Source organism: Escherichia sp. WS3227_2 (assembly GCF_046486495.1).
In the GTDB taxonomy this organism is placed as follows: Bacteria; Pseudomonadota; Gammaproteobacteria; order Enterobacterales; family Enterobacteriaceae; genus Escherichia; species Escherichia coli.
In genome coordinates this window covers 41,389-67,084 of record NZ_JBJQLG010000011.1, presented here as the reverse complement: position 1 = coordinate 67,084, position 25,696 = coordinate 41,389, and the positions used below count along the sequence as shown (strand labels likewise).

Sequence of the window (25,696 nt, the reverse complement as noted above, 5' to 3'; positions counted from 1 at the left end):
GTTATGAATAAATTAACTTTCAGTTTATCACACTAGTAAATCGAGATTAATAAGTCATTTAAACCATTTTGATGGTTATTTATTAGTGATATCAACTTGAGGTAAGCGTTAGTTTCGATAAGATAAACTGAGTTATTAATAGTCGAGGCAGATAATACAGTGTACCGATCTGTCTCTTTATCTACGCTAAATTGAAAGCTGGATTTAGAGGAACCAAAATGTCTGAACGAGAAACACGGGGAGCCAATGAGGCTATTGATTTTAACGATGAACTGAGAAATCGCCGCGAAAAACTGGCGGCACTGCGTCAGCAAGGTGTGGCGTTTCCTAATGATTTTCGCCGCGACCATACCTCTGACCAGTTGCACGAAGAGTTTGATGCGAAGGATAACCAGGAACTGGAATCCTTAAACATTGAAGTCTCGGTTGCTGGCCGAATGATGACCCGTCGTATCATGGGGAAAGCCTCCTTTGTAACGTTGCAGGATGTCGGTGGCCGTATTCAACTGTACGTTGCAAGAGATAGCCTGCCAGAAGCTGTTTATAACGATCAGTTTAAAAAATGGGATCTGGGTGACATTATCGGTGCCCGCGGTACGCTGTTTAAGACGCAAACCGGTGAGCTTTCCATTCACTGTACTGAGCTGCGCCTGCTGACTAAAGCACTACGTCCTTTACCAGATAAATTCCATGGTCTGCAGGATCAGGAAGTCCGTTATCGTCAACGTTATCTGGACCTCATCGCTAACGATAAATCCCGTCAAACGTTTGTTGTCCGTTCAAAAATTCTGGCCGCTATCCGTCAGTTCATGGTCGCGCGCGGCTTTATGGAAGTAGAAACCCCGATGATGCAGGTAATTCCAGGTGGGGCATCTGCTCGCCCGTTTATTACCCATCATAACGCTCTGGATTTAGATATGTATCTGCGTATCGCGCCGGAGCTGTATCTGAAACGTCTGGTTGTAGGCGGTTTTGAACGGGTATTCGAAATCAACCGTAACTTCCGTAATGAAGGTATTTCTGTTCGCCATAATCCTGAGTTCACAATGATGGAACTCTACATGGCGTATGCGGATTACCACGATTTGATTGAACTGACGGAGTCCCTGTTCCGCACCCTGGCACAAGAAGTTCTGGGTACCACTAAAGTCACTTATGGCGAGCATGTGTTTGATTTCGGCAAACCGTTTGAAAAACTCACCATGCGCGAAGCAATCAAAAAATATCGTCCAGAAACCGATATGGCCGACCTGGATAATTTTGATGCCGCTAAAGCATTAGCTGAATCTATCGGAATTACGGTAGAGAAAAGCTGGGGGCTGGGACGTATTGTGACGGAGATCTTTGATGAAGTGGCAGAAGCACATCTGATTCAGCCAACCTTTATTACGGAATATCCGGCAGAAGTGTCCCCGCTGGCGCGCCGTAATGATGTTAACCCGGAAATCACCGACCGTTTTGAATTCTTCATCGGTGGTCGTGAAATCGGTAATGGTTTTAGCGAATTAAACGACGCAGAAGATCAGGCTGAACGTTTCCAGGAACAGGTTAACGCTAAAGCTGCAGGTGACGACGAAGCCATGTTCTATGACGAAGATTACGTGACTGCGCTGGAATATGGTCTGCCGCCAACCGCTGGTCTGGGTATTGGTATCGACCGAATGATTATGCTGTTTACTAACAGCCATACTATTCGCGACGTTATTCTCTTCCCGGCGATGCGCCCACAGAAATAATTTTCACTTTAATGAACGGAGCAGTCAGGCGACTGCTTCGTTCATCGTTCCGCAAATCCAGTTTTGAGGAGAGACGCTTCGTTTCACGATAACCAGCGGGTCCACTCAACTACAGCTCCTAAAAGAGAGAAAAAAGTAATGCCACTGGTAAACTCATTGGCCAGGTTATTCCTACCAGGAATGCACTAAGTAAACGAATATGTGTTTTCTCATGTGAGATAAACCAGATAATGACAAAGGATATGTTCACACCAATCACATAAAAAATTAATATTTTAGAGAATAGTGCCATTTTTTATGTTCTTCTTATCCTTCCTGGCTACTTGTAAAACTGACGGAAATAGTCATCAACGGTCATAATGTTGAGGTCAAAGTCAATATCCGGTAAGTCTAAGCATTTAAGCCTGATTAAATCTTCGATTTCACTTGCGGCTAATGATGTCGTTATTGCGAAGGAATTTTCATTCAATTGTCGTGGTATCCCATATTCATCAGCCACGATAGAGGAGAAATTCATATCATGCATCAATGATCTTAACCTTAAGAACACTGAGGAATAAGATGATGGATAATCAAAAGAAACAACATAAGTATTGAACTTGTTTTTACCTTCCATAATATGACTCCTATCAATTTTAAACGCTCTGGGGACGCAAAACTTATTAACCCCGATCGATGATTCTCATATAGGAGATATTCTTTTTTTTTTGCTCAGTAAAGGGGATGATTTGGGACAAAAAAACGCGCTCTCTGCCCATTCTTTGTGCATCCCCCTACCCTTCAGATACTCTCCTGCATCACACCGCGGAGAGCATGAAAAATATCGTGACTCTGTACTCTCCCATCAACTGCGAATATCATCATACTCCCGTGTTTTATCAAATTCGTGTTTCGCAAATGGGCATAGTGGGATAATTTTTCGTTTTTCCCGACGCATTTTTTCCACGACTTTCGCAACCAGCTGTTTACCGATCCCTTGCCCTTTCAGGCTTTCATCGACATCGGTATGTTCGATAATCGCTAAATTCTCTCCGGTCGGCACAAAGACAATTTCAGCGATTTGCTTGCCCTGTTCGTCATTAATGTAAAATTTATTGTGGCCTTCGCGTATTTCCATTTTACCCTCGCTTATTTATGACGGTATTTCAGCGCGCCGCTCGGGCACGTACGTTTGAGGTTAAATAACTTGCCGTTACCACGTACACTATTGCCAGAATTTGTAGTGATGCGATGGGCACAACTTTCCAGGGTAGTCAGAGCCATACCTTTACTAGCTGCATTAACCCGGGAGTAACATCACACAGGCCCCTCTTCAGGGGCCTCTCCTTGTCAGAACATATACCGGAAATTCGCGTTTATTGCGTTATCCACGTTGTATTTACCAAAGGCGGATTTCTCAAACTCCAGACCAAAGCGCATGTTGTCCTTTATCTGTGCGTTCATGCCAACATTGAACAACATCCTGCTGTCTTTCTCCCCTTTGATCCGTTTCTCTCCGGATGCATCACGAAGAACTGTCTCGCCATTATTCAGCAGGTCAAACTGCCAGCTGGTTCCGGCACGGGCTGTCACACTCCAGTCCTTACCCCTGAAGGTTTTGCCCAGCTCAATCCCTGTTCTGCCAATCAACGGGCTGAAATCCTTGTTCTTCATACTTAGATCCATCTCACCGTCTTTCCAGTTGAATGTTTTCCCGGACACTGCGCCGTAAACCAGTTCGGCCTGAGGCTCAATAAATGTGTCTTCCGTCAGGTGATAACGGTAACCCGTTTCCGCTCCAGCATACCAGGAGTGGGTTCCGTAGTGCTTCGTACCCAGACCGGCAAAGTTGCCTGTGTAGTCATTGTCATGGTGAATATATTTACCAATCAAATCGATATAGGCACCGGAGTTAAACAGTGCTGAAGCATACAGACCTCCCCCCACGGATTTTGTCTTCCCGCTGAACGCATCACTGTCTGCACTGCTGTCGGTATAGGTCATCGTGACACCGGTGAACAGGTCAACACCGTCCAGCGCATGTTTTTTGTCAAAACCGACCTGAACGTGGGTGTAGTTATCACTGTATCCGCCATCGGCTGAACCGGCACCGTTCATGATACGGGCCCAGGCACCGGCATCACCGTTCGTGTCACGCAGCTCACCCATACGTTTGTTCAGGTTGTTAACTTCCGTCATAAAGTTTTTGTAGCCGGCATTCATGAAACTGTTCGCCTTCGCTGCAGCCGCTTTATCGCCTTCCGTCCTGAAACCATCCAGAATCCACTTCGTACTGCCGCCAGTGGTGTCAACACGCAGCGTCGGCGTCACACGACTGAAGCCTGTCACCCGGGTGCCCGCCTTAAAGATATCCCCTGATGTTCCGGCCGGTGCACTGACCAATGGAATATTCAGGGACTGTCCCGGAGACGGGTTCTTCATAAAGCTGACATTCAGGGTGTTGTCTGAACCGCTGGCTTTCTCCGTAATACTGATTTTATCAGCGCCCTTCAGGTCAGTGCGCAGGACAAAATCACTGCCCGAGGCATCAAGTGTCTTAACCGTCAGGGTACGGAAGGCTCCGTTTTCTTCAGACTGTACCCGGCTGTTACGGGTCGTCAGACTGTTGATGTCGGAATCTCCGGTCAGCTGCCACAGGCCATTATTCATACTGACGTTCCCCTTACCGCCGGTGATGGCACCGTAGTACGCCGCGTTATATCCGCTGAACAACCCGGCAGCCAGAACAGGGGAGACAGAAGAGGAAACTGAGCCAGGGTTTTCGGAGCCAATACGAATGCTGGATGAACTGGTTGCATGAACATCCCCGGAAACATGCGCCTGCTGGCTGATGTTCAGCATGGCGTTATCACCGGTTAAATCATAGCCTTCTGTCATATATGTCAGTACGGGCATCCAGGTTTTATCAGCGCCATTTTCCGGCGTGCCGCTCAGGGAAAGCGTACCGTTCTTTCCAATCTGAACCCGGCCGTCACTGTAGAGCCCTTTTTGTGCCGTCAGATGACCGCCGTCACGGACAGAAAGGGTGGAATTCACGAAAACACCACTGTTCTGCAGCAGGGCATCCGGTGAGGTGACGTTTACCTTACTGTCATGGGCTTCAATACCGCCAATGAACCGGTTGTTGATGTCCAGCGTGGAGCCTTTTTGCAGTGTAATTTTGCCCGTATAGCTGCTACTGCCATCATCTGCTGAGCGTCCTTCACGAACGTCCTGGCGGAAGCCAAAACCATTACCGGTGATATTGATGCCATCATACATATCAATGAACACCGGAACGTCGCCCCCCAGTTTCAGCGTTGAATTCGATGCGACAATATCACCCTCAGCAACTGAGTTACGTGCAGTTGTGAATTCTGAGTTTTCCAGATTCAGAGTCTTAAATCGGAAATGCCGGGTTTCCCAGTCAGGTTGATCAAAAGAAGCCACCTGGTTATTTGTTTTATAGGCACTGTTATTTTTCTTATTTGCCTCACTTTCCAGTTTGGCAAAATCAGCAACATAATCTTTGTCACAAAGAACTCCGGGGACATAGCAGTGCCGAGGCCCCTCGCGGAATATTGCATGTGTTGTGGCATGACCCTGTAACCGAAGCTGGGAATTCTGTATGGAGATATCATTGTGCGTATCAATGTTTCCATCAATAATCAGGCTACTGTCAGCACTTTTCTGTGTCCCAGAGTGTTCGATATTCGTATTTCCCGTGATATTGCCGTGATAGACATAACGGGAGAGGTTTTGTAGAGAAAGGGTCGCTGTTTTATCAGAAGTATTGGTGATAATGGTACCAACATCAGTTGCCGCAATCTTCTTAAACGACTGGCTGAACCCGTTTAAATCCAGAGTCCCCCCACGACTGGTAAAATAAATACCTCTGTAATCACTATTTTTATCCAGCGCATCGGCCTGCCCTAGTTTGACCGTTCCGCGACCACTGGCAACATAGATAGCATTAAAGGCCTTTGCTGCATTAAGAACAACAGTACCGTCACCCATTTTCAGTTTATTCCCCTGGGCCACATTAACGTTCAGTGTACCGGGTCCTGTTTTGTGCAGGTTATCGTTTGCCTCCCCTTTTACCGACCAGTCGACAACCGTATCTTTTCCGATATCAATACCCGCACCTTTATATGTTTTATCTTTCCCGGTGATTGAATAATATTGTCCCTCATCAAAAATCAATCCTCCAGATCCTGAATTCAGGTTATCGGTGAGTTCAATGTTCCCGCCACCATGAAATTTTAAATCTTTATTTTTATTATTCTTGGTCAGTTCAATAGCGGTTGTATTACCGTTAACAGTAATATTTTTATTATTAACTGTCATTTTCTCACCATTGAGATTCACTTCCTGAGTAAAAGTATTTTTCAGGGTGTCGACAGTGTTCTGATCATATCGAGCAAAAAAGGCCCAGGTATCCTTACTGGAGAATGCTTTACCATATGTTGTTCCAAGAATGACCCATTTTTTTCTCTGATTGTCATAAAGATAAAATCCGGAACCGCTGTCTCCTCCTGTCACTTCATTATAAAATCCGCCTGTATTATTCGTGGCTAACATATTGTTCCAGTTTAACTGAAACATGGAGGCACTACGTAATAATGGATTGTATGCCTGTCCCACCCCATAAGATGTAACACCGGTTGCTCCGGCTCCAACCCGAAAACCGATGATCTGTTTCTTTCCATTGAAATCAATACCATAACGCTCTAGTGCTTCTGCTGCTGATAAGTTGAAATCAGCATGCTCTGTTGCACCAGCTGTTTCAACAACAAACTTATCCAGACGCTGGACCGCAAAGTCACCTTTGGTCACCCGATCAACATAATGATAGTCTGACTGTCCCCATGTCTGAGTTTTAACGGCATGGTGAATAGTGCCATTATGGCTTGCGGTAACACTGTAGGCATCACCAATAGCAGTTGTTGCACCTTTAGCGGATACTGGAGAAAAATCAGGGATCGTTACTTCAGGAAAACTAAATTCACCACCATTTTTTAATGGCGTTTTTACCCCGTATGCTCCAGGCTGAAATACACCTTTATTCTGTGCCAAATCAAGATAATCACGGATCCAGAAATTTCGGGTATCCATCTGCGCTGCATAGGCATGTTCAGCAGCACCATAAGACAAGGCGGAAACTATAAATGTAGCGAGAAGTTTTCGACCGGTTTTAGAGGATACTCGAGATGCTAATTCTGATACAGCTATAAGCCCTTGAGTAAGGTGACAATACTTAAGTGAATATATTCTGTTCACGGGTAAGACTCCATAACGTTTATAACATAATACAAACCAATAGAACTATGTCTTTATTAACAAATAAACTTCCAGTTTCCTTTATTAATTGCAGTTGAAAAATAAAATTAAGCCCGCGCCTGTAAAAAATACATTTACAATACAGATTTCATAGTAGTGTAATAAGCATATTTACATTGCAATAATTAAATTGCATTGCGCCGTCCAAGAGTATTTGGAATATAATAATGACTCCATACCCACATTGCATAATGAAGGATAAAGCTACAAAAATAAAATCAATAGATAAACAAAATCATATGTCGTTTAAGTGTTTTTGCATTTATTGTTTTATATTTTATATCATTGTACGGCGGAATTCTTCATTTATTCCGCGCGTTAACATTATTGTATCGTATTCTTTTATTTTTTTGGAAAACAATAATGCTTTTAACATGTAGATGTTTTTATATTCGAAGATTAATTGAGCACATGGGTAAATAATTCGTTATTATTTGAGTAATTCTCTAAATATGTAGATAATGGCGAGTTAACGTATCACCTGACACACTTCTCTCCGAAATGAAGAAGTATTTGACTCATCAAGCCAATAAATGTGTATAGAATGATTATACGAAATAGTTACAAGTTCACCGATACGGTGCAGTACTCAATGGCGATGTCGGTGGGAGCGTTTGCGTCGGGATATGATGGACGTCCCTTCTTAATGCAGTCAGTGCCATACTTTTACTGACTGCATTAATCCGAGAGTAACATCACATGAACACGATCAGGGTTATTGGTATCGACTTTGCCAAGCCTGTTTTTCAGGCCTACATCTGGATTAATGATGATTCTGTTGCATAGGATAGAAACACCTCATGCTCCAAATTGCAGGATATCGTTCAACGATTCGAGTCCGGAACACTATTCGCTATGGAGGCATGTTCAACTTCTCGTTCTGGGGAATGAACGTTCAGGACTATGGAATATCTCCTGGCTATTCCCTGCGCAACAGCATCATTTTTGGTTAAAAAATAACATTATTCTGAATATATAGAAAAGGAACTCGTCCTGGACGAGTCCTATTAAAAATGCATATCATATTCACCTCACCGGAAAACGATTAAAAATCAGTAAGAACTGCTTCTGCCTATATTATATATGTAATATATATTATGATTTCCTTTTCACTTTCAATGAAAACTGTTTTGGCGTTATACCAAAATAACTTTTAAAGTTACGGATAAAATATGATGTGCTAACATATCCAACCTCATCAGATATACTATTAATATGTTTTTCAGTCGTCGTTATCAATCTTGCTGCATGTTGCATTCTAATATCCAGAATCAAATTATTAAAATTATTATTTTCTTTTTCAAGTTTTTTCCGAATTGAGACTTCAGACATATGTAAAACATTTGCCAGATCAACTAATCGCCATGATTTTGACAGATCAGATTCTATTATTGACTTTAATTTTTCTGTGAAAGTAGAGTCTGTTGAAACAGATAATGAGCAAACCAAAGATTCAATATCATCAACTTTAGATAACAAATAAGTAATATTATAAATTAGTCTATGATGTGGGACATTCGCCTCTGTTATTATTTTAAATATTTCTGTATCTGTCTTATCCGCCGTGCAATTAAAAATTCTACTTCGCATAGAACCAACTTTATGTGGATTCAGTAACAATGGTTCCATGACTTTGCAGATACAGCTTAATATATTGTTGTCTATGTGGAAAATATCATAAGGCATGCCTTTACCTAACACGTTAAGTGTAACATCAATGACTGTATTTTTTTCAATATAACATATTGATTCAGGAGGAATATTAATAACCCCCCCATCTATTGTTTTAACCAGTAGTTGGGCATTGCGAAGATAAATAATAGCACAATTGTAGAATCTAATCTTTTTAAGAACCAATGTAGAGTGACAGGATATCTCTCCTCTAACAGCAAGCCTCATATTACTTAAAGCATTTTGACTATTCATACAGTCACCCCCATGCTTTGTAACAATATAGTTTCATGGGATATCCACTCTGTAAACTCGGAAATAACGCAAAGATGAATACTTCCCGGTAAAAAGTTTCGCATCGACATATCAACTAATTTCATAGACTATAAATAGTTAGTCACTATGATGATAAAATTAATTGACTCTGATAATAGTTACGTCATGAAAAAAATGAAAATAAAATCAGTTGATGTTATAGATAACATCTAAAAAGAATTGGAAGCTTCCGTGTCGTTTCAGCACCAAATTTAATTTTTATCATTCTTATTCTATAATAAATCTTACTTACACTTAAACATGTAATCTTTGAAATTTCTTTTATTTTTCTCCGCTTAATGAAATAGAGGTAAAGAATCTCTCGTTCAGTATTATTAAGAGTTCGAAGAATTTGTTCTGGTGGATGCGTATAATCAATTGATAACCGATTCCCATAGTGGATAGTTATATTATCAGCACATATGCATTTAACAGGTCCCCCTGAAAAAAGAAGACTGTATAAAAAATAATTACTATTATCGCAAATTATATAAACATGATTATATTGCTGAACGGCCTCATATACAGAGGCACGACCACTGAACTCAAAACATTTATACTCTTCATCCTGACTTGAAAAATATAAGAGACCATTTTTTAAATAAAAATCTTTTGTAACCATTATTAGAGCAACGGTCATAGCACATATAAAATATTAGAAACCTGAACTGAATCCAACTATAAGCTAAAGTAAAGAATAAAGCCACTCTAAAAAATAGCAGCATAAGATAAAATTTTACACTCCAGAATATCCAATAGATAAGCATATTTGACTAGCTATAACAATAAATCAATAAGAAAACCTGAACAATATGTCCAGGTTTTCTTTTTTATCTACTCTCCTGCTCAGAATGTATAACGAATATTAGCATTTATTAACTTATCAATATTGTATGAACCGAACTCAGAACGCTCCACATTCAGACTTATCCTAGTGTTTTCTTTAATTTTAGTATTTACCCCGACATTGAATACCACTCTGCTATCTTTACCATTATTAATATATGTATCACCTGCCAGATCCTTGAACGCTGTCACAGTAGGCTTAAATAAATCGTACTGATAATTAATCCCAGTCAGTGCTGTCATTTCCCAGTCTTTGCCGCGGAATGTTTTGCCAAATTCAATTCCTGTGCGACCAATCAATGGTTGCATCTGCTTACGTTGCATATAGATCTCCCCCCCATTGAATTGCCAGGCAAACTGATTCTCAGATACAGTACCGTAGATCAACTCTGTTTGCGGCTGTATATATGTTTCGTCAGGTAAGGAAAAACGCCAACCGGCCTCAGCGCCCAAATACCAGGAGTGCGAGCCATAATCTTGTTCTGGCATTCCTAACGCACTTGATGAGTAATGATTGTCATGACGCACATATTTCCCGATAGTATCTACATAGAGTCCAGAGTCAAACATAGCTGAAGCGTACACACCAATACCCGTTGATTTGGTTCTTCCTGACCAACCAGTTCCCCGGTTATTACTGCTTGTAAATGTCGCCGTTACTCCAGTAAATAACTCTCCGCCTTCAATTATATGTTTCCTGTCTGCCCCAATTTGCAAGTGCGTATAACTTCCGGTAAATCCATCAGTAGCTGAGCCCGAACCACTGTTAAGTCTAGCCCATGCCCCAGTTTCACCATGGGTATGGCGTAAGTCCCCCATACGATCATTCAGATTATTAATTTCTGTAATAAAGTTTTTATAACCGAGATCCATAAAACTCTTGCCTGTCCGCAAAGCGGCTTTATCAGGCTGTATGTAAAATCCCTCCAGACGCCATTGCTTATTAACGTCGGTCTCCAACACATCAAGTTGCGGTGTGAAACTATGGAACCCTGCATTTATTGAAACCGGGTTAAGTGTAAATATATTGCTTTGTGTATTTTTCGGGGCAGTAATCAATGACACAGGGTCACCGCCCTGTTTTACTGAATTTGTCGTAGGAATAACAACCAGTGTGTTATTCCCCCCTGTCAATGCCTGATTTACCGTCACTGTATCTGCTGCTTTACCATCGGCATTGATAATGAATGAGCTGTTAGTGGCCTCCAGCGTATCTGACGTCAGCCCCCCCTGCCCGAAACGATTAAAGCTCAGTGTTGAACCATTCAAAGTGAGCGACTTAACCACCGACTGCTTGTTTGCCTGCCAGGCAGTGTCCTTCATTGTTACACTTGCCAACGGCGCGTTGATATTTCCATAGTAATTTGTGGATTGGTTAATATCAGTCGTGCCAAAGATAATGCTGGCCGCATCATTGGCATTGATATCTCCAGTGATGATCCCACCCGCGCCAACATTTAAGCTCATGTCTTGCCCGCTAAGCTCCCAGCTTTGGGCGGAATACATCGTTCCAGGCTGGTCTGATAGCAAGGAAAGGCTCGCCCCGGCATTACTGCTTACCGTCCCGTCAGAAAGTAATCCGGCTGTAGCGGTCAATTTTGCCCCTTCACCTAATGACAAAGAAGATTGGGTGAAACGGCTGAGCTGATTAAGTGTGGTATCTGTAGAGGTTATCGTCGTCGCACTATCTGTACTATCAATACCACCGACAAAATGTTCATTAATAGTTAGTGTCGATCCTTGTTTCAACTGTACATGTCCATTGAAACGACTCTGATCATCTTCAGCGGTTGCCTTAGACTTACCTAATGTTGGTTTGGTTGCCACGCCATTCCCGTCATTGAGATCAATGTAAAGATCCTCACTACCTAATGTCACGGTAGAATGATCTGCATTAATTCTGGTATTAAGGCTGGCGTTTCTCGCAAGGTTAAATTCAGCATTTTGTAAGTTAAGCTCCGCCATACTGAACTGTCGATTTTCCCAATCGTTCTGAGTAAATGACACTGGCTGGGTCAGTACTGAATTGTCACCCAGCGCCTTTAACTTATTTGCTACGTCCTGGCTGCTGACGGCGTGAACAACCGGATGTCCTTGCATAAATAGCCGACCATTTTGCTGGGTTATACTCCCCTGAGTATTCACTCCACCATCAATAACGAAATCATTCTGTGTTCCTGCTGTAACCTCATTATTGATATTTAGATTACCGGTGAAATGACCGTGCCAAATATTAGCAATCGTGGCTGTTGTATCTGGGCTGTTGAAATCCAGATTAACATTAGCCATGGAGCCACTGTTAGTCAGTATAGCTCCATCATCAGCCCCGTTAAGTTTATGAAAAGTCAAACTGTTTCCATTAATGTCGAGCTTGCCGCCATGATAGCCCCATTTGATATTATCCGGATTAATTTGTTTGTCGTCGTTTAGCACCAGAGTAGGACGCCCACTTACAATACTGACAGAACTGAACGCCTGGCTCAGTCCGTTATCATCAGCACGCTGTGCCAATATAACGGTTCCGTCTCCCACACTTAAGCTTCCTGGGTTTACACCGGTACCGTTAATTTTTAACGTGCCCGTACCCAGTTTATGCAAACTATCACCAGTAACCCCATTAATCTGCCAGTCGACAAGATGCTCACCATTAACAATAATTCCGCCGCCTTTCCATGTCTGAGTATCAACGGGCTTGACAATATAATCATCATTAAAAGTAAGTGTGCCAGCCCCCTGATTAACGGTATTTTCTAACACTACAGTACCGCCGCCCTGAAAAGTTAGATCTTTACCACTATTAAGCGAAGCAGGCCATGTTGCTCCCAAATTACCATGCATTGCCCATGATGTGCTTCCCTGGGTTAATGAACCAAGCCCCGTTTTTTCGTCATATGACCAATGAATATCCCCTTCACCTTGTTTTGTATTTACCGGTGCATCGGCATCTTGTTTCATCGTATTTTTTACATCACCGGCAGGAATTATTGTGTACCAGTTAGTATTGCCATTGACTCCTGCATATGAATTGAGAACTGCTAACAAAACCCATTTATTTTGGTCTGCATCCCAGGCAAAAAGAGGAGAGCCGCTGTCACCGGGAGTACCGTAGGTTGAGAGTGGAGTGTTAGTGGTATTCGTGACAAAACTCCAGTCAGATATAGCCGGCGTATTTACTATTCCACCTGTTTTATACGAGTAGGCCCCCATTAAATAGGTAATTTTTCCGTTAGTATCTTTTACATATTGAGTTCCCGTACCTACTCGATAGAACACAGGGAAACGGTCAGCATTTTGATAGGTTCCCTTAGCTGTACCCGCATTGGTTATATCCAGCGGTGTAACCTCGGTGACAATTTTGTTGAGACGGGGAGTGTGGAAATCTCTCCAGTGGTTATTTCTGTCAACAAGGGCATAGGAGGAATCATCTGCATAGCCAAATTTCACATATTGATAACCACCATTGTGCTTAACGCTGACGACATATTGTGGCGAAACCAATGTTGCAACCCCAGTCGAGTCATTAGAGCTGAAGTCAATCATGGGTGCTTTATTCAGCGTCGTGACGGGATTGCCATTTTTATCGTATAGAGGAACATTTTCTGCGCCAGCCTGGAAAACCCCTTTATTTTCTGCGAAATCACGATACGTTTGGTAGGGAAGTGAGGTCCCAACAACGGAGGCGTATATTGGAAATGAAACTATAGTTCCTATTAACCATACGATATTGTTAGAAATACAAGGTATTACTTTCCCCTCACATCCCTTCTTAGATCTACTAAAGATCTCAGCTACGGCAACAACTTGTTCCTTAGTATTTTTCTTTAATGAGTAAACCTTATTCATTTTCAGACTCACGGAAACAGATTAAAACAAAATATTTAACCAAATTAATTTGCATTCGCTATACCTGAGTTATTTTTATATCTTATATTACCATAAATTTAAAACATCGTATTCTTAGCAGAGAATTGTACTTTAAAAAGACAGGCAATGAATGTAAGGTGATAATTAAACATAAAAAATCGATAGCATTATCACTAACAAAACGCGACAAATAAAAAATAATTATTAAAGAAAACACTTTGACAATCATTTTTTTACCTTTTCTTTTTATTTTAGGTGCCGCAAGAAAAGTTAGTTAAAATTCAACTCAATTAGACCAGTATTGCTCAAAACAAAAAATCAATTAAACTGCGTCTATAGCAAACATAAGTGTTTCTCCTATGTGCCTTATGCAAAATGAGGAATAAATTTGCTGTTTGCTATTTATAATTCATTCATCTGTAAATTTCTTATCTGATTTTAAATTGAGGTAATGATAATGAAAAAAAGCTTATTAGCTATCGCCATTTCATTAATAGCGACTGGTTCTGTTTCCGCTATTGCAGCGACACCTGCACCAGGTACTCAAATTGGCACCGGTACTTTAGCTGTCACCGGCGCAACTGCTGAATCAGCATGTACTGTATCTTTCCCAACCTCTGTCACACTGCCTACTTTTTCAAAAGCAGATTTTTCAGCGAAAGCTCAGAACAGCGTTATTGGTTCTCAAAATGCAGGAAATATTACCTTTTCAGGATGTAATGATCAGTCCGTTACTATTAAAGTAACCACTGCAAACACAGTAAGTGGCAATGGCTATATTACATTCCCAGTTGTAAATGGCAGCGAGCAAGGACAATATGGTTTAGTAGTTGGCTTAGCAAAAGATGGGGCTGAAAGATATATAAAAGTAAATAAAGATGATACAAATTTTCAAAATATTGCTGTGAACAATGAGAGCTATTCTATTCCTGTAACCGTAAGTACTTATAAGGTTGGAACTAATGCTAATGCTATTAGTTATGGCACTTATAACGTTAACTACGTGTTTACTGCTACTTATGCATAAATAACATTCGGCATGGCTATACTTATAGCCATGCCGTTGGAGAGACTACTATGAAGTACAAAAAACTAATAATTTTAATTTCATTATTATTTTCAAACTTTTCATTTAGCCAATCAAATGGGATAAATCTGGCGGCAACTCGCGTAGTCTTTGATTCAAAAGAAGCTAACGCATCCTTGAAAATAAATAATAATTCTGAAGAAAAAACATGGCTTTTAAGATCATGGGTTTCAGCTTATAATAATGACGAAAAAGTTAAAAACTTTATAATCACACCTCCTTTATATCGAATTGACCCAACAGAAAGTTTTCAATTACGCATAAATAAAATTAATGTTCATCTACCAGAAGATAGAGAGTCTGTATTTAGAATTAATGTTTTAGCTATACCCTCTAATTATAATAATGACACACAAGAAAAAAGAGATTCGGGATTACAGTTTGCAATAAACAATCGTATTAAACTTATCTATCGACCACATAATTTGAATGTACCTAAGAAAGTCGATGATGCTTATAAAGCTTTGATATTTTCGAAATCAGAAAATCAAGTTCATGTTAAAAACCCAACACCATATTACATTACCATGAATGATGTGAAAATTAATGAAAAAAGTATTACATCTATCAAGGATTTTATGGTTTCGCCATTTTCAACATTAATCATTCCGGAAAAAAACGCTAAAACAATTAGCTATTCTACGATCAATGATTATGGCGGGAAAACTCCGACTCAAAACATTAAGCTTTAATATTCATTTAGTCATCTTTATCGGGGGACAGTTTGAAAGGTTCATTAGAAAAATCCTTATTATTGTTAAGGATCACCATCATATGTCCGGTATTCAGTTGCGCTGCCGTATCTCCCTCACCTGACAATAGTCATAGGTTCTCATTTAACCCCGATTTTTTGCAATTATCTGATGGTGATAATGCCAAAAATATCGATCTCAATTATTTTGCAAGCGCAAGCGGTGCAGCTCCAGGGGAATATAATGTTGATGTAGTTATGAATGGGGAATTAGTTGACCGTCAGATTAAGATAGATTTTTTCGCGCAGGACAATAAGCTGAACGCCAGACTGACACCTCAACAGCTGGATCGCTGGGGCGTTGATACCGGTAAGCTCTCCACATCAAATAATACTACAACCCAACAAAATATTCTTCAGCTTATTGAGGGGGCCTCCGAAAATTTTGACACGAACAACCAAAAGCTAATATTGAATATACCACAAAGCTACCTCAAACCTCAGGATTGGTTAAGTACTCCGCCCCATCTCTGGGATGAAGGTGTGCCAGCGCTAATGGTTAACTATCTATTTAACGGAATTAAGCAAAATAATAATGGCTACGGTAGCCGTAGTCAGTTTTTATCTCTGGACAGTTCTCTGAACCTTGGTGGATGGCGCCTTCGCCATAACGGTAACTGGTCAACAAACTCATATAATAAAGAGAGCCACTGGCAACCCGTTAGTGTTTATCTACAGCATGATTATTCTTTCCTGCAGGGAGGGCAATTTACTGTAGGGCAAACCTCAACGGATGGTGCGATATTTGACAGTTTTCCTTTTGAAGGAGCACAGTTTTCATCTGATGATGGCATGATTGCCCCAGAACTCAGCCAATATAGCCCTGTTGTCCGTGGCATTGCTTATTCTCAAGCACAGGTATCCGTCAAGCAAAACGGTGTTGTCATTTATCAAAAGAACGTCCCTCCTGGACCGTTTGAATTACGTGATTTTAACCAAATATTCACCGGTGACCTGGAGGTGGAAATCCGTGAGGCAGATGGTACTATTCGCCATTTTACTCAGGCGACGGCCGTTTTACCGATTCTGCAACGTCAGGGGCGCTTACGCTATAACCTGGCATTTGGGAAATATCGCTCAAGTTCTACTTTGAATAATAGTGTGTCTGAGCCTCAATTTGTTCAATCTTCAGCAGCAATCGGATTACCTGATGAATATACATTTTATGGTGGTGGTATCAAAGCAGACAACTATGCAGCAGTTCTGCTTGGCCTGGGTAAATACTCAGATTTTTTTGGAGCGTTCTCCCTGGATGTCACTCATGCTCGCTCACAATTTTCGCAGAATTATAAGTCTTTCGGAAAACAGCAAGGACAGTCTTACCGTTTTATGTATTCGCGTGGTTTTGGTGAGACGAATACGACATTGAATATTACCGGCTATCGTTATGCCACACGCGGTTACTACGATTTTGATGAGTTACAACAAATTCAGAGTGGATTCGTTGATGAGAAAAATATAAACAGTTATCATCAACGTTCGCGTATATCAACAACGATAAGTCAAGATCTTCAGGATTGGGGACAACTCTACCTCTCAGCAAGTAAAGATCAGTACTGGGATACCGCTGATGGATATAACTTATCTGCGAGTTACTCGCTGCCATTCCGCTATATCTCGGCAATGCTATCGCTCGGGTATAATAAAAGCCCGTATTACCACGAGGCTGATAAATCGCTGTTTTTATCTGTGTCTGTACCGCTCAACTCATTGCTGAATGGAAATAACCTGTTCTTAACCACGAATACCATTACGAATAATGGTCAGGTGCAACAGCAGGTTGGATTAAACGGCTCCTCACAGGATGGTGAGTTTAACTATGCCGTGGCGCAAGGCTGGCAGAATCAAAACAGAGGAGAGTCAGGTAACATTAACCTTAACTATCGTGGACCTTATGCACAAATGAACGGCGGTTATGCCTGGCAAAAAGAGTCCCGCCAATGGACATACGGAATTAGCGGTGGTGTTACGTTGCATCCACATGGATTAACCTTATCCCAGCCATTAAGCCTGGACAGTGCCAGTGCTCTGGTTCAGGCTCGTGATGCCGCCAGCGTAAGAGTATTGAACGGTTCAGGTATTTATACGGACTCGCGTGGATATGCCGTTGTCCCATATTTAAATCCCTATAACCGAAATCAAATTTCGCTTGATGTAAATAGTGTGAAGGATAATGTCGAGCTGCTAAATACAGATGTTACTGTAATCCCTGCTCGAGGAGCTTTAGTTTCCGCCCCGTTTAAAGTCAATGTCGGTAATAAGGCAATCATTACCTTGATACAGAAGAATGGTGAGCCCGTACCATTTGGTAGTGTGGTGACATTAGATTCTGAAAACAGCATTAACAGTAGTATTGTTGCTGATCAAGGACAGGTGTATATGTCAGGGTTACCTGAAGAGGATACACTTATCGTACAATGGGGGGAGGAGCCTTCTCAAAAGTGTAAAGTAAATTACAAATTGCAAAATAAAACAGCAAAATTCAATGAATTAACTTTACAGTGCCAATAGTCTGTAGTTCTTAGATTAATAACCCCGCATGTGCGGGGTTATTTTCATACTACATATTAACAACATCGTTACAGATTTGTATTGCTTACGACAGATACAAATCTTCTTTTCAACTGCGAATATCATCATACTCCCGCGTTTTATCAAATTCGTGTTTCGCAAATGGGCATAGTGGGATAATTTTTCGTTTTTCCCGACGCATTTTTTCCACGACTTTCGCAACCAGCTGTTTACCAATCCCCTGCCCTTTCAGGCTTTCATCGACATCGGTATGTTCGATAATCGCTAAATTCTCTCCGGTCGGCACAAAGACAATTTCAGCGATTTGCTTGCCCTGTTCGTCATTAATGTAAAATTTATTGTGGCCTTCGCGTATTTCCATTTTACCCTCGCTTATTTATGACGGTATTTCAGCGCGCCGCTCGGGCACGTATCAATCACTTTAACCACAGTGGCAACGTCGACTTCATCCGGCATGATCCACGGCTTTCGTTTGAGATTAAATAACTTGCCGTTGCCACGTACGCAATTGCCAGAATGCTGACATATCGCAGTGTTGAAATAGACATCGATCTTTTCGCCGGTATAACAGCGATAACCCCCGTCCAGTAGCGCCCGATCCATGACCTTTCCTCTCTCATCAGTATGATTATCGCTATAAGCATAGCCCCGGAATCTTCATACAGCACTGGCAGTTTCCGTTGCCAGAATCTCTTCCCCTATATAGCCAATCATTCTTACTCCCTTTGAATTACCCGCCTCATCAGAGATAATGCTTAAGAAATTTGTCACACAAGGAAGCTGATGAGACATTCATTGCCCTACCGCATGTTACGCAAACGTCCGATGAAATTGAGTACCACAGTGATCTTAATGGTCAGCGCGGTACTGTTCTCGGTGCTATTGGTGGTGCATCTGATTTACTTCTCGCAAATCAGTGATATGACGCGAGACGGGCTAGCCAACAAGGCACTGGCGGTGGCGCGTACCCTCGCCGACTCGCCGGAAATCCGTCAGGGCTTGCAGAAAAAACCGCAGGAGAGCGGCATCCAGGCCATCGCGGAAGCTGTGCGCAAACGCAACGATCTGCTATTTATTGTCGTTACCGATATGCAAAGTCTTCGCTATTCGCATCCTGAAGCCCAGCGTATTGGTCAGCCATTTAAAGGCGATGACATCCTTAAAGCGCTGAATGGCGAAGAAAATGTCGCTATCAATCGTGGTTTTCTGGCGCAGGCTTTACGCGTATTTACCCCCATCTACGATGAAAATCATAAACAAATTGGCGTGGTGGCGATCGGCCTTGAGTTAAGTCGCGTGACCCAACAGATCAATGACAGTCGCTGGAGCATTATCTGGTCGGTATTATTTGGCATGCTGGTCGGACTGATTGGCACCTGCATTCTGGTTAAAGTACTGAAAAAAATTCTTTTTGGCCTGGAACCCTACGAAATCTCCACGCTGTTTGAGCAGCGCCAGGCCATGTTGCAGTCTATCAAAGAAGGCGTCGTTGCCGTGGACGATCGCGGCGAAGTCACGCTGATCAACGATGCCGCACAAGAATTGCTGAATTACCGTAAGTCGCAGGACGATGAGAAACTGTCGACGCTAAGCCACGCGTGGTCACAGGTGGTAGATGTCTCGGAAGTGTTACGCGACGGTACCCCGCGCCGCGACGAAGAGATTACGATTAAAGACCGGCTATTACTGATCAACACCGTTCCGGTGCGCAGTAATGGCGTTATCATCGGTGCCATTTCAACCTTCAGAGACAAAACTGAAGTACGTAAACTGATGCAGCGACTCGACGGTCTGGTCAACTATGCTGACGCACTTCGTGAACGATCCCACGAATTTATGAATAAATTGCACGTGATTCTCGGATTATTGCATCTGAAGAGTTATAAGCAGTTGGAAGATTACATTCTCAAAACAGCCAATAACTATCAGGAAGAGATTGGCTCTCTGCTGGGTAAGATCAAATCTCCGGTTATCGCTGGTTTTTTAATCAGCAAGATTAACCGCGCGACCGATTTAGGCCATACGCTGATTTTAAACAGTGAAAGCCAACTGCCAGACAGCGGCAGTGAGGACCAGGTCGCGACGCTGATTACCACATTGGGAAATCTGATAGAAAACGCGTTGGAAGCATTAGGGCCGGAACCCGGAGGCGAAATTAGCGTAACATTGCACTACCGTCACGGCTGGCTGCACTGTGAAGTTAACGATGATGGACCGGGGATCGCACCCGACAAAATCGATCACATTTTTGACAAAGGTGTCTCGACAAAAGGAAGCGAGCGAGGCGTCGGTTTAGCACTTGTCAAACAACAGGTAGAAAATCTCGGCGGCAGCATCGCCGTGGAATCGGAACCCGGGATTTTCACACAATTTTTTGTCCAGATACCCTGGGACGGGGAGAGGTCGAACAGATGATCAATGTATTAATTATCGATGACGACGCAATGGTCGCGGAGCTGAATCGCCGATACGTAGCACAAATCCCAGGCTTTCAATGCTGTGGAACAGCCTCGACGCTGGAGAAAGCCAAAGAGATTATCTTCAATAGCGATACGCCTATCGACCTGATATTGCTCGATATCTATATGCAAAAAGAGAACGGGCTCGATTTACTGCCTGTCCTGCATAACGCACGTTGCAAAAGTGATGTGATTGTCATCTCCTCCGCAGCCGATGCGGCAACCATTAAAGATTCGCTGCATTACGGTGTCGTGGATTACCTGATCAAACCCTTCCAGGCTTCCCGCTTTGAAGAGGCGCTCACCGGCTGGCGGCAAAAGAAAATGGCGCTGGAAAAACATCAGTATTATGACCAGGCCGAGCTTGATCAGCTAATCCACGGCAGCAGCTCCAACGAACAGGATCCTCGTCGCTTGCCAAAAGGCTTAACGCCGCAGACGTTACGCACGCTGTGCCAGTGGATTGACGCGCATCAGGACTATGAGTTTTCAACCGACGAGCTGGCCAACGAGGTTAACATCTCGCGTGTTTCCTGCCGTAAATACCTCATCTGGCTGGTCAACTGCCACATCTTGTTCACCAGTATCCATTATGGCGTTACGGGGCGTCCGGTTTACCGTTACCGTATTCAGGCAGAACACTACTCACTGCTGAAACAATATTGCCAATAACGGATCGCTGGTTATCTGTAAGTAATAATTATTACTGTAATGCAAAATATTCCTGGCACAAGTTACATTGTTCATCAGTAAAACTTGTGCCAGATCAAATATAATTATCCCTCCATCATCGTTAAAAATTAATATCTCTTCAGATGAACGGTGTTTTTAATTTCAAAACGCTAACAAAAGTTAATTAACTATTATGTCACCCGCATTATGTGTATTTTTACCCACAAATGGGTAGATCAGATTAATCTATAAACCTAATGACATCTGCCCTGAGAACAAAAAATAGACCAATAAATATCAATAAGATAGAAGCAAACAAAACATTAACATCTGCGCAGTACAAACTATAAACCCATCGACAGAGAGTTTTTCTCTCTGAAAAAGCCGCTTATCACAGTGCATAAATTTGCCGCTGCTTTAATCAGCCAATATTCACTGTGAGGTATTTGCTCAAGCCGGTAACGACCAAACGGATATTTAGTCAGGCTCTGAAAACAGTTCATACAAAACAGAACGTGACTGTGATCTATTCAGCAAAAATTTAAATAGGATTATCGCGAGGGTTCACACATGTTATTTACTATCCAACTTATCATAATACTGATATGTCTGTTTTATGGTGCCAGAAAGGGTGGTATCGCGCTGGGTTTATTAGGCGGTATCGGTCTGGTCATTCTGGTCTTCGTCTTCCACCTTCAGCCAGGTAAACCACCGGTTGATGTCATGCTGGTTATCATTGCGGTGGTGGCGGCATCGGCGACCTTGCAAGCTTCGGGCGGTCTTGATGTCATGCTGCAAATTGCCGAGAAGCTGCTGCGCCGTAACCCGAAATATGTCTCAATTGTCGCGCCGTTTGTGACCTGTACGCTGACCATTCTTTGCGGTACGGGTCATGTGGTTTACACCATTCTGCCGATCATCTACGACGTTGCTATTAAGAACAACATCCGTCCGGAACGTCCAATGGCGGCAAGTTCTATCGGTGCACAGATGGGGATTATCGCCAGTCCGGTGTCGGTTGCGGTCGTATCTCTGGTTGCGATGCTGGGTAATGTCACCTTTGATGGTCGCCATCTTGAGTTCCTCGACCTGCTGGCAATCACCATTCCATCGACGTTAATCGGTATCCTGGCGATCGGTATCTTCAGCTGGTTCCGCGGTAAAGATCTGGATAAAGACGAAGAGTTCCAGAAATTCATCTCCGTACCGGAAAACCGTGAGTATGTTTACGGTGATACCGCGACGCTGCTGGATAAAAAACTGCCGAAAAGCAACTGGCTGGCAATGTGGATCTTCCTCGGGGCAATCGCTGTAGTCGCCCTTCTTGGTGCTGATTCGGACCTGCGTCCATCCTTCGGTGGCAAACCGCTGTCGATGGTACTGGTTATTCAGATGTTTATGCTGCTGACCGGGGCGCTGATTATTATCCTGACCAAAACCAATCCCGCGTCTATCTCAAAAAACGAAGTCTTCCGTTCCGGTATGATCGCCATCGTGGCGGTGTACGGTATCGCATGGATGGCAGAAACCATGTTCGGTGCGCATATGTCTGAAATTCAGGGCGTACTGGGTGAAATGGTGAAAGAGTATCCGTGGGCCTATGCCATTGTTCTGCTGCTGGTTTCCAAGTTTGTAAACTCTCAGGCTGCGGCGCTGGCGGCGATTGTTCCGGTCGCGCTGGCGATCGGCGTTGATCCGGCATACATCGTGGCTTCAGCACCGGCTTGCTACGGTTATTACATCCTGCCGACTTATCCGAGCGATCTGGCAGCGATTCAGTTTGACCGTTCCGGCACCACCCACATCGGTCGCTTCGTCATCAACCACAGCTTTATTCTGCCGGGGTTGATTGGAGTGAGCGTATCGTGCGTCTTCGGCTGGATCTTCGCCGCGATGTACGGGTTCTTATAAATGCACTTTGCGTGCCGCCCGTGACTACGCGGCACGCCATTTTCGAATAACAAATACAGAGTTACAGGCTGGAAGCTATGTCAAACAAACCCTTTATCTACCAGGCACCTTTCCCGATGGGGAAAGACAATACCGAATACTATCTACTCACTTCCGATTACGTTAGCGTTGCCGACTTCGACGGTGAAACCATCCTGAAAGTGGAACCAGAAGCCCTGACCCTGCTGGCGCAGCAAGCCTTTCACGACGCTTCTTTCATGCTCCGCCCGGCACACCAGAAACAGGTTGCGGCTATTCTTCACGATCCAGAAGCCAGCGAAAACGACAAGTACGTGGCGCTGCAATTCTTAAGAAACTCCGAAATCGCCGCCAAAGGCGTGCTGCCGACCTGCCAGGATACCGGCACCGCGATCATCGTCGGTAAAAAAGGCCAGCGCGTGTGGACCGGCGGCGGTGATGAAGAAGCGCTGTCAAAAGGCGTCTATAACACCTATATCGAAGATAACCTGCGCTATTCACAGAATGCGGCGCTGGACATGTACAAAGAGGTCAACACCGGCACTAACCTGCCTGCGCAAATCGACCTGTACGCGGTAGATGGCGATGAGTACAAATTCCTTTGCGTTGCGAAAGGCGGCGGCTCTGCCAACAAAACGTATCTCTACCAGGAAACCAAAGCCCTGCTGACTCCCGGCAAACTGAAAAACTTCCTCGTTGAGAAAATGCGTACCCTCGGTACGGCAGCCTGCCCGCCGTACCATATCGCGTTTGTGATTGGCGGTACGTCTGCGGAAACCAACCTGAAAACCGTCAAGTTAGCAAGCGCTCACTATTATGATGAACTGCCGACGGAAGGGAATGAACATGGTCAGGCGTTCCGCGATGTCCAGCTGGAACAGGAACTGCTGGAAGAGGCCCAGAAACTCGGTCTTGGCGCGCAGTTTGGCGGTAAATACTTCGCACACGACATTCGCGTTATCCGTCTGCCACGTCACGGCGCATCCTGCCCGGTAGGCATGGGCGTCTCCTGCTCCGCTGACCGTAACATTAAAGCGAAAATCAACCGCGAAGGTATCTGGATCGAAAAACTGGAACACAATCCAGGACAGTACATTCCACAAGAACTGCGTCAGGCCGGTGAAGGCGAAGCGGTGAAGGTCGACCTTAACCGCCCGATGAAAGAGATCCTCGCCCAGCTTTCGCAATATCCGGTTTCCACTCGTTTGTCGCTCACCGGCACCATTATTGTGGGTCGAGATATTGCACACGCCAAGCTGAAAGAGCTGATTGACGCCGGTAAAGAACTGCCGCAGTACATCAAAGATCACCCGATCTACTACGCGGGTCCGGCGAAAACGCCTGCCGGTTATCCATCAGGTTCACTTGGCCCAACCACCGCAGGTCGTATGGACTCCTACGTGGATCTGCTGCAATCCCACGGCGGCAGCATGATCATGCTGGCGAAAGGTAACCGCAGTCAGCAGGTTACCGACGCGTGTCATAAACACGGCGGCTTCTACCTCGGTAGTATCGGCGGTCCGGCGGCGGTACTGGCGCAGCAGAGCATCAAGCATCTGGAATGCGTCGCTTATCCGGAGCTGGGTATGGAAGCTATCTGGAAAATCGAAGTAGAAGATTTCCCGGCGTTTATCCTGGTCGATGACAAAGGCAACGACTTCTTCCAGCAAATCGTCAACAAACAGTGCGCGAACTGCACTAAGTAACCTCTTCGGCCCAGCGCCTGGCAGCATGCTGCCAGGTGATCCCCCTGGGCCACCTCTTTTGCGATTGTAATTTCACGCTTGCTGGTGAATAGTCAGTATTTTCCCTGACTTGCGAACTCACCATGACCCGCACACTCAAGCCGTTAATTCTTAACACCGGCGCACTGGCGCTAACATTAATCCTGATTTATACCGGCATTTCGGCCCATGACAAACTCACCTGGCTGATGGAAGTGACACCGGTGATTATTGTCGTGCCGCTACTGCTTGCCACCGCTAAACGTTATCCGTTAACGCCGCTGCTCTATACGCTCATTTTCTTTCACGCCATCATCCTGATGGTCGGCGGGCAATACACCTACGCGAAAGTCCCCGTTGGTTTTGAGGTGCAGGAATGGCTGGGGTTGAGCCGTAATCCGTATGACAAGCTGGGGCATTTTTTCCAGGGGCTGGTGCCTGCACTGGTGGCACGAGAGATCCTTGTGCGCGGGATGTACGTTCGCGGACGTAAAATGGTGGCGTTTCTGGTCTGCTGCGTGGCGCTGGCGATAAGCGCGATGTATGAATTAATCGAGTGGTGGGCGGCGCTGGCAATGGGCCAGGGAGCGGATGATTTTCTCGGCACCCAGGGCGACCAGTGGGACACGCAATCCGATATGTTCTGCGCGCTGCTTGGCGCATTAACGACGGTGATATTCCTCGCTCGCTTTCATTGCCGCCAGCTACGGCGCTTTGGCTTGATAACCGGATAACAACGTGCGCTTTGTTGATGCCGGATGCGGCGTGAATTCCTTATCCGGTCTACAAAA

18 protein-coding genes and 1 pseudogene are annotated in these 25,696 nt (G+C 43.8%); 10 read left to right on the top strand and 9 right to left on the bottom strand.

The annotated features are described in order from the left end of the window. The first annotated feature begins 218 nt into the window (after positions 1-218). A complete protein-coding gene (lysS, locus tag ACJHXB_RS16415) occupies positions 219-1,736 on the top strand; it encodes a lysine--tRNA ligase (RefSeq protein ID WP_025210125.1) in 1,518 nt (505 codons plus the stop codon). Positions 1,737-1,854: 118 nt separating this feature from the next. Here the strand turns inward: lysS and ghoT are convergent, their stop codons facing one another. The 5 genes and pseudogenes from ghoT to ACJHXB_RS16390 all read right to left on the bottom strand — a co-directional run bounded on the left by ghoT (position 1,855) and on the right by ACJHXB_RS16390 (position 6,995). Continuing rightward, on the bottom strand, positions 1,855-2,028 hold the full coding sequence (gene ghoT / locus ACJHXB_RS16410) for a type V toxin-antitoxin system toxin GhoT (protein WP_001173343.1): 174 nt from the start codon (positions 2,026-2,028) through the stop codon (positions 1,855-1,857). A 27-nt stretch (positions 2,029-2,055) separates the two neighbouring features. Next, positions 2,056-2,352, bottom strand: coding sequence for a type V toxin-antitoxin system endoribonuclease antitoxin GhoS (gene ghoS, locus ACJHXB_RS16405; RefSeq protein ID WP_001560287.1), 297 nt, complete (start codon positions 2,350-2,352; stop codon positions 2,056-2,058). Between the two features lie 228 nt (positions 2,353-2,580). Next, positions 2,581-2,853, bottom strand: coding sequence for a GNAT family N-acetyltransferase (locus ACJHXB_RS16400; protein WP_000405647.1), 273 nt, complete (start codon positions 2,851-2,853; stop codon positions 2,581-2,583). 11 nt (positions 2,854-2,864) lie between these two features. Next, positions 2,865-2,963, bottom strand: a pseudogene (locus ACJHXB_RS16395) (hypothetical protein); the annotation flags it as partial. 102 nt (positions 2,964-3,065) lie between these two features. Beyond that, positions 3,066-6,995, bottom strand: coding sequence for an autotransporter outer membrane beta-barrel domain-containing protein (locus tag ACJHXB_RS16390; protein WP_308325512.1), 3,930 nt, complete (start codon positions 6,993-6,995; stop codon positions 3,066-3,068). 860 nt (positions 6,996-7,855) lie between these two features. Here ACJHXB_RS16390 and ACJHXB_RS16385 point away from each other — a divergent pair. After that, positions 7,856-8,008: a hypothetical protein gene (locus ACJHXB_RS16385; RefSeq protein ID WP_024046189.1), complete on the top strand. Its 153-nt coding sequence runs from the start codon at positions 7,856-7,858 to the stop codon at positions 8,006-8,008. Positions 8,009-8,150: 142 nt separating this feature from the next. Here ACJHXB_RS16385 and ACJHXB_RS16380 read toward each other — a convergent pair whose 3' ends face one another. Beyond that, positions 8,151-8,981 carry an AraC family transcriptional regulator gene (locus ACJHXB_RS16380; protein ID WP_001088102.1) on the bottom strand — a complete coding sequence of 277 codons (831 nt, stop codon included), beginning with the start codon at positions 8,979-8,981 and terminating at the stop codon, positions 8,151-8,153. Positions 8,982-9,887: 906 nt separating this feature from the next. After that, on the bottom strand, positions 9,888-13,730 hold the full coding sequence (locus ACJHXB_RS16375) for a S6 family peptidase (protein WP_024046191.1): 3,843 nt from the start codon (positions 13,728-13,730) through the stop codon (positions 9,888-9,890). A gap of 478 nt (positions 13,731-14,208) precedes the next feature. On the opposite strand from ACJHXB_RS16375, the gene ACJHXB_RS16370 reads away from it, so the two are divergent. Genes ACJHXB_RS16370 through ACJHXB_RS16360 form a run of 3 tightly spaced genes read left to right on the top strand, consistent with a single transcriptional unit; the run spans position 14,209 to position 18,100 of the window. After that, positions 14,209-14,778 carry an oxidoreductase gene (locus ACJHXB_RS16370; RefSeq protein ID WP_000749169.1) on the top strand — a complete coding sequence of 190 codons (570 nt, stop codon included), beginning with the start codon at positions 14,209-14,211 and terminating at the stop codon, positions 14,776-14,778. A gap of 50 nt (positions 14,779-14,828) precedes the next feature. Beyond that, positions 14,829-15,530, top strand: coding sequence for a molecular chaperone (locus ACJHXB_RS16365; RefSeq protein ID WP_000875622.1), 702 nt, complete (start codon positions 14,829-14,831; stop codon positions 15,528-15,530). 32 nt (positions 15,531-15,562) lie between these two features. Next, positions 15,563-18,100, top strand: coding sequence for a fimbria/pilus outer membrane usher protein (locus ACJHXB_RS16360; RefSeq protein WP_001376257.1), 2,538 nt, complete (start codon positions 15,563-15,565; stop codon positions 18,098-18,100). Positions 18,101-18,209: 109 nt separating this feature from the next. On the opposite strand, the gene ACJHXB_RS16355 is transcribed toward ACJHXB_RS16360, so the two are convergent. Beyond that, positions 18,210-18,482: a GNAT family N-acetyltransferase gene (locus tag ACJHXB_RS16355; protein ID WP_000405647.1), complete on the bottom strand. Its 273-nt coding sequence runs from the start codon at positions 18,480-18,482 to the stop codon at positions 18,210-18,212. Positions 18,483-18,493: 11 nt separating this feature from the next. After that, entirely contained in the window at positions 18,494-18,724 is a 231-nt protein-coding gene (yjdI, locus tag ACJHXB_RS16350) for a 4Fe-4S mono-cluster protein YjdI (RefSeq protein ID WP_000373291.1), read from the bottom strand. Between the two features lie 180 nt (positions 18,725-18,904). Between yjdI and ACJHXB_RS16345 the strand changes: the two genes are divergently transcribed. From ACJHXB_RS16345 to ACJHXB_RS16325, 5 genes are all read left to right on the top strand, one after another. Beyond that, positions 18,905-20,536 carry a sensor histidine kinase gene (locus ACJHXB_RS16345; protein ID WP_001216471.1) on the top strand — a complete coding sequence of 544 codons (1,632 nt, stop codon included), beginning with the start codon at positions 18,905-18,907 and terminating at the stop codon, positions 20,534-20,536. After that, on the top strand, positions 20,533-21,252 hold the full coding sequence (gene dcuR, locus ACJHXB_RS16340; protein ID WP_000611288.1) for a two-component system response regulator DcuR: 720 nt from the start codon (positions 20,533-20,535) through the stop codon (positions 21,250-21,252). Before ACJHXB_RS16345 ends, dcuR begins: the two co-directional genes overlap by 4 nt. Positions 21,253-21,822: 570 nt before the next feature. After that, positions 21,823-23,163, top strand: coding sequence for an anaerobic C4-dicarboxylate transporter DcuB (gene dcuB / locus ACJHXB_RS16335; protein ID WP_000899522.1), 1,341 nt, complete (start codon positions 21,823-21,825; stop codon positions 23,161-23,163). A 77-nt stretch (positions 23,164-23,240) separates the two neighbouring features. After that, the gene (gene fumB, locus ACJHXB_RS16330) at positions 23,241-24,887 is read left to right on the top strand and encodes a class I fumarate hydratase (protein WP_000066681.1); all 1,647 of its coding nucleotides are present in this window, start codon (positions 23,241-23,243) and stop codon (positions 24,885-24,887) included. A 122-nt stretch (positions 24,888-25,009) separates the two neighbouring features. Further along, positions 25,010-25,639, top strand: coding sequence for a DUF2238 domain-containing protein (locus ACJHXB_RS16325; protein WP_000198740.1), 630 nt, complete (start codon positions 25,010-25,012; stop codon positions 25,637-25,639). Positions 25,640-25,696: the final 57 nt, after the last annotated feature.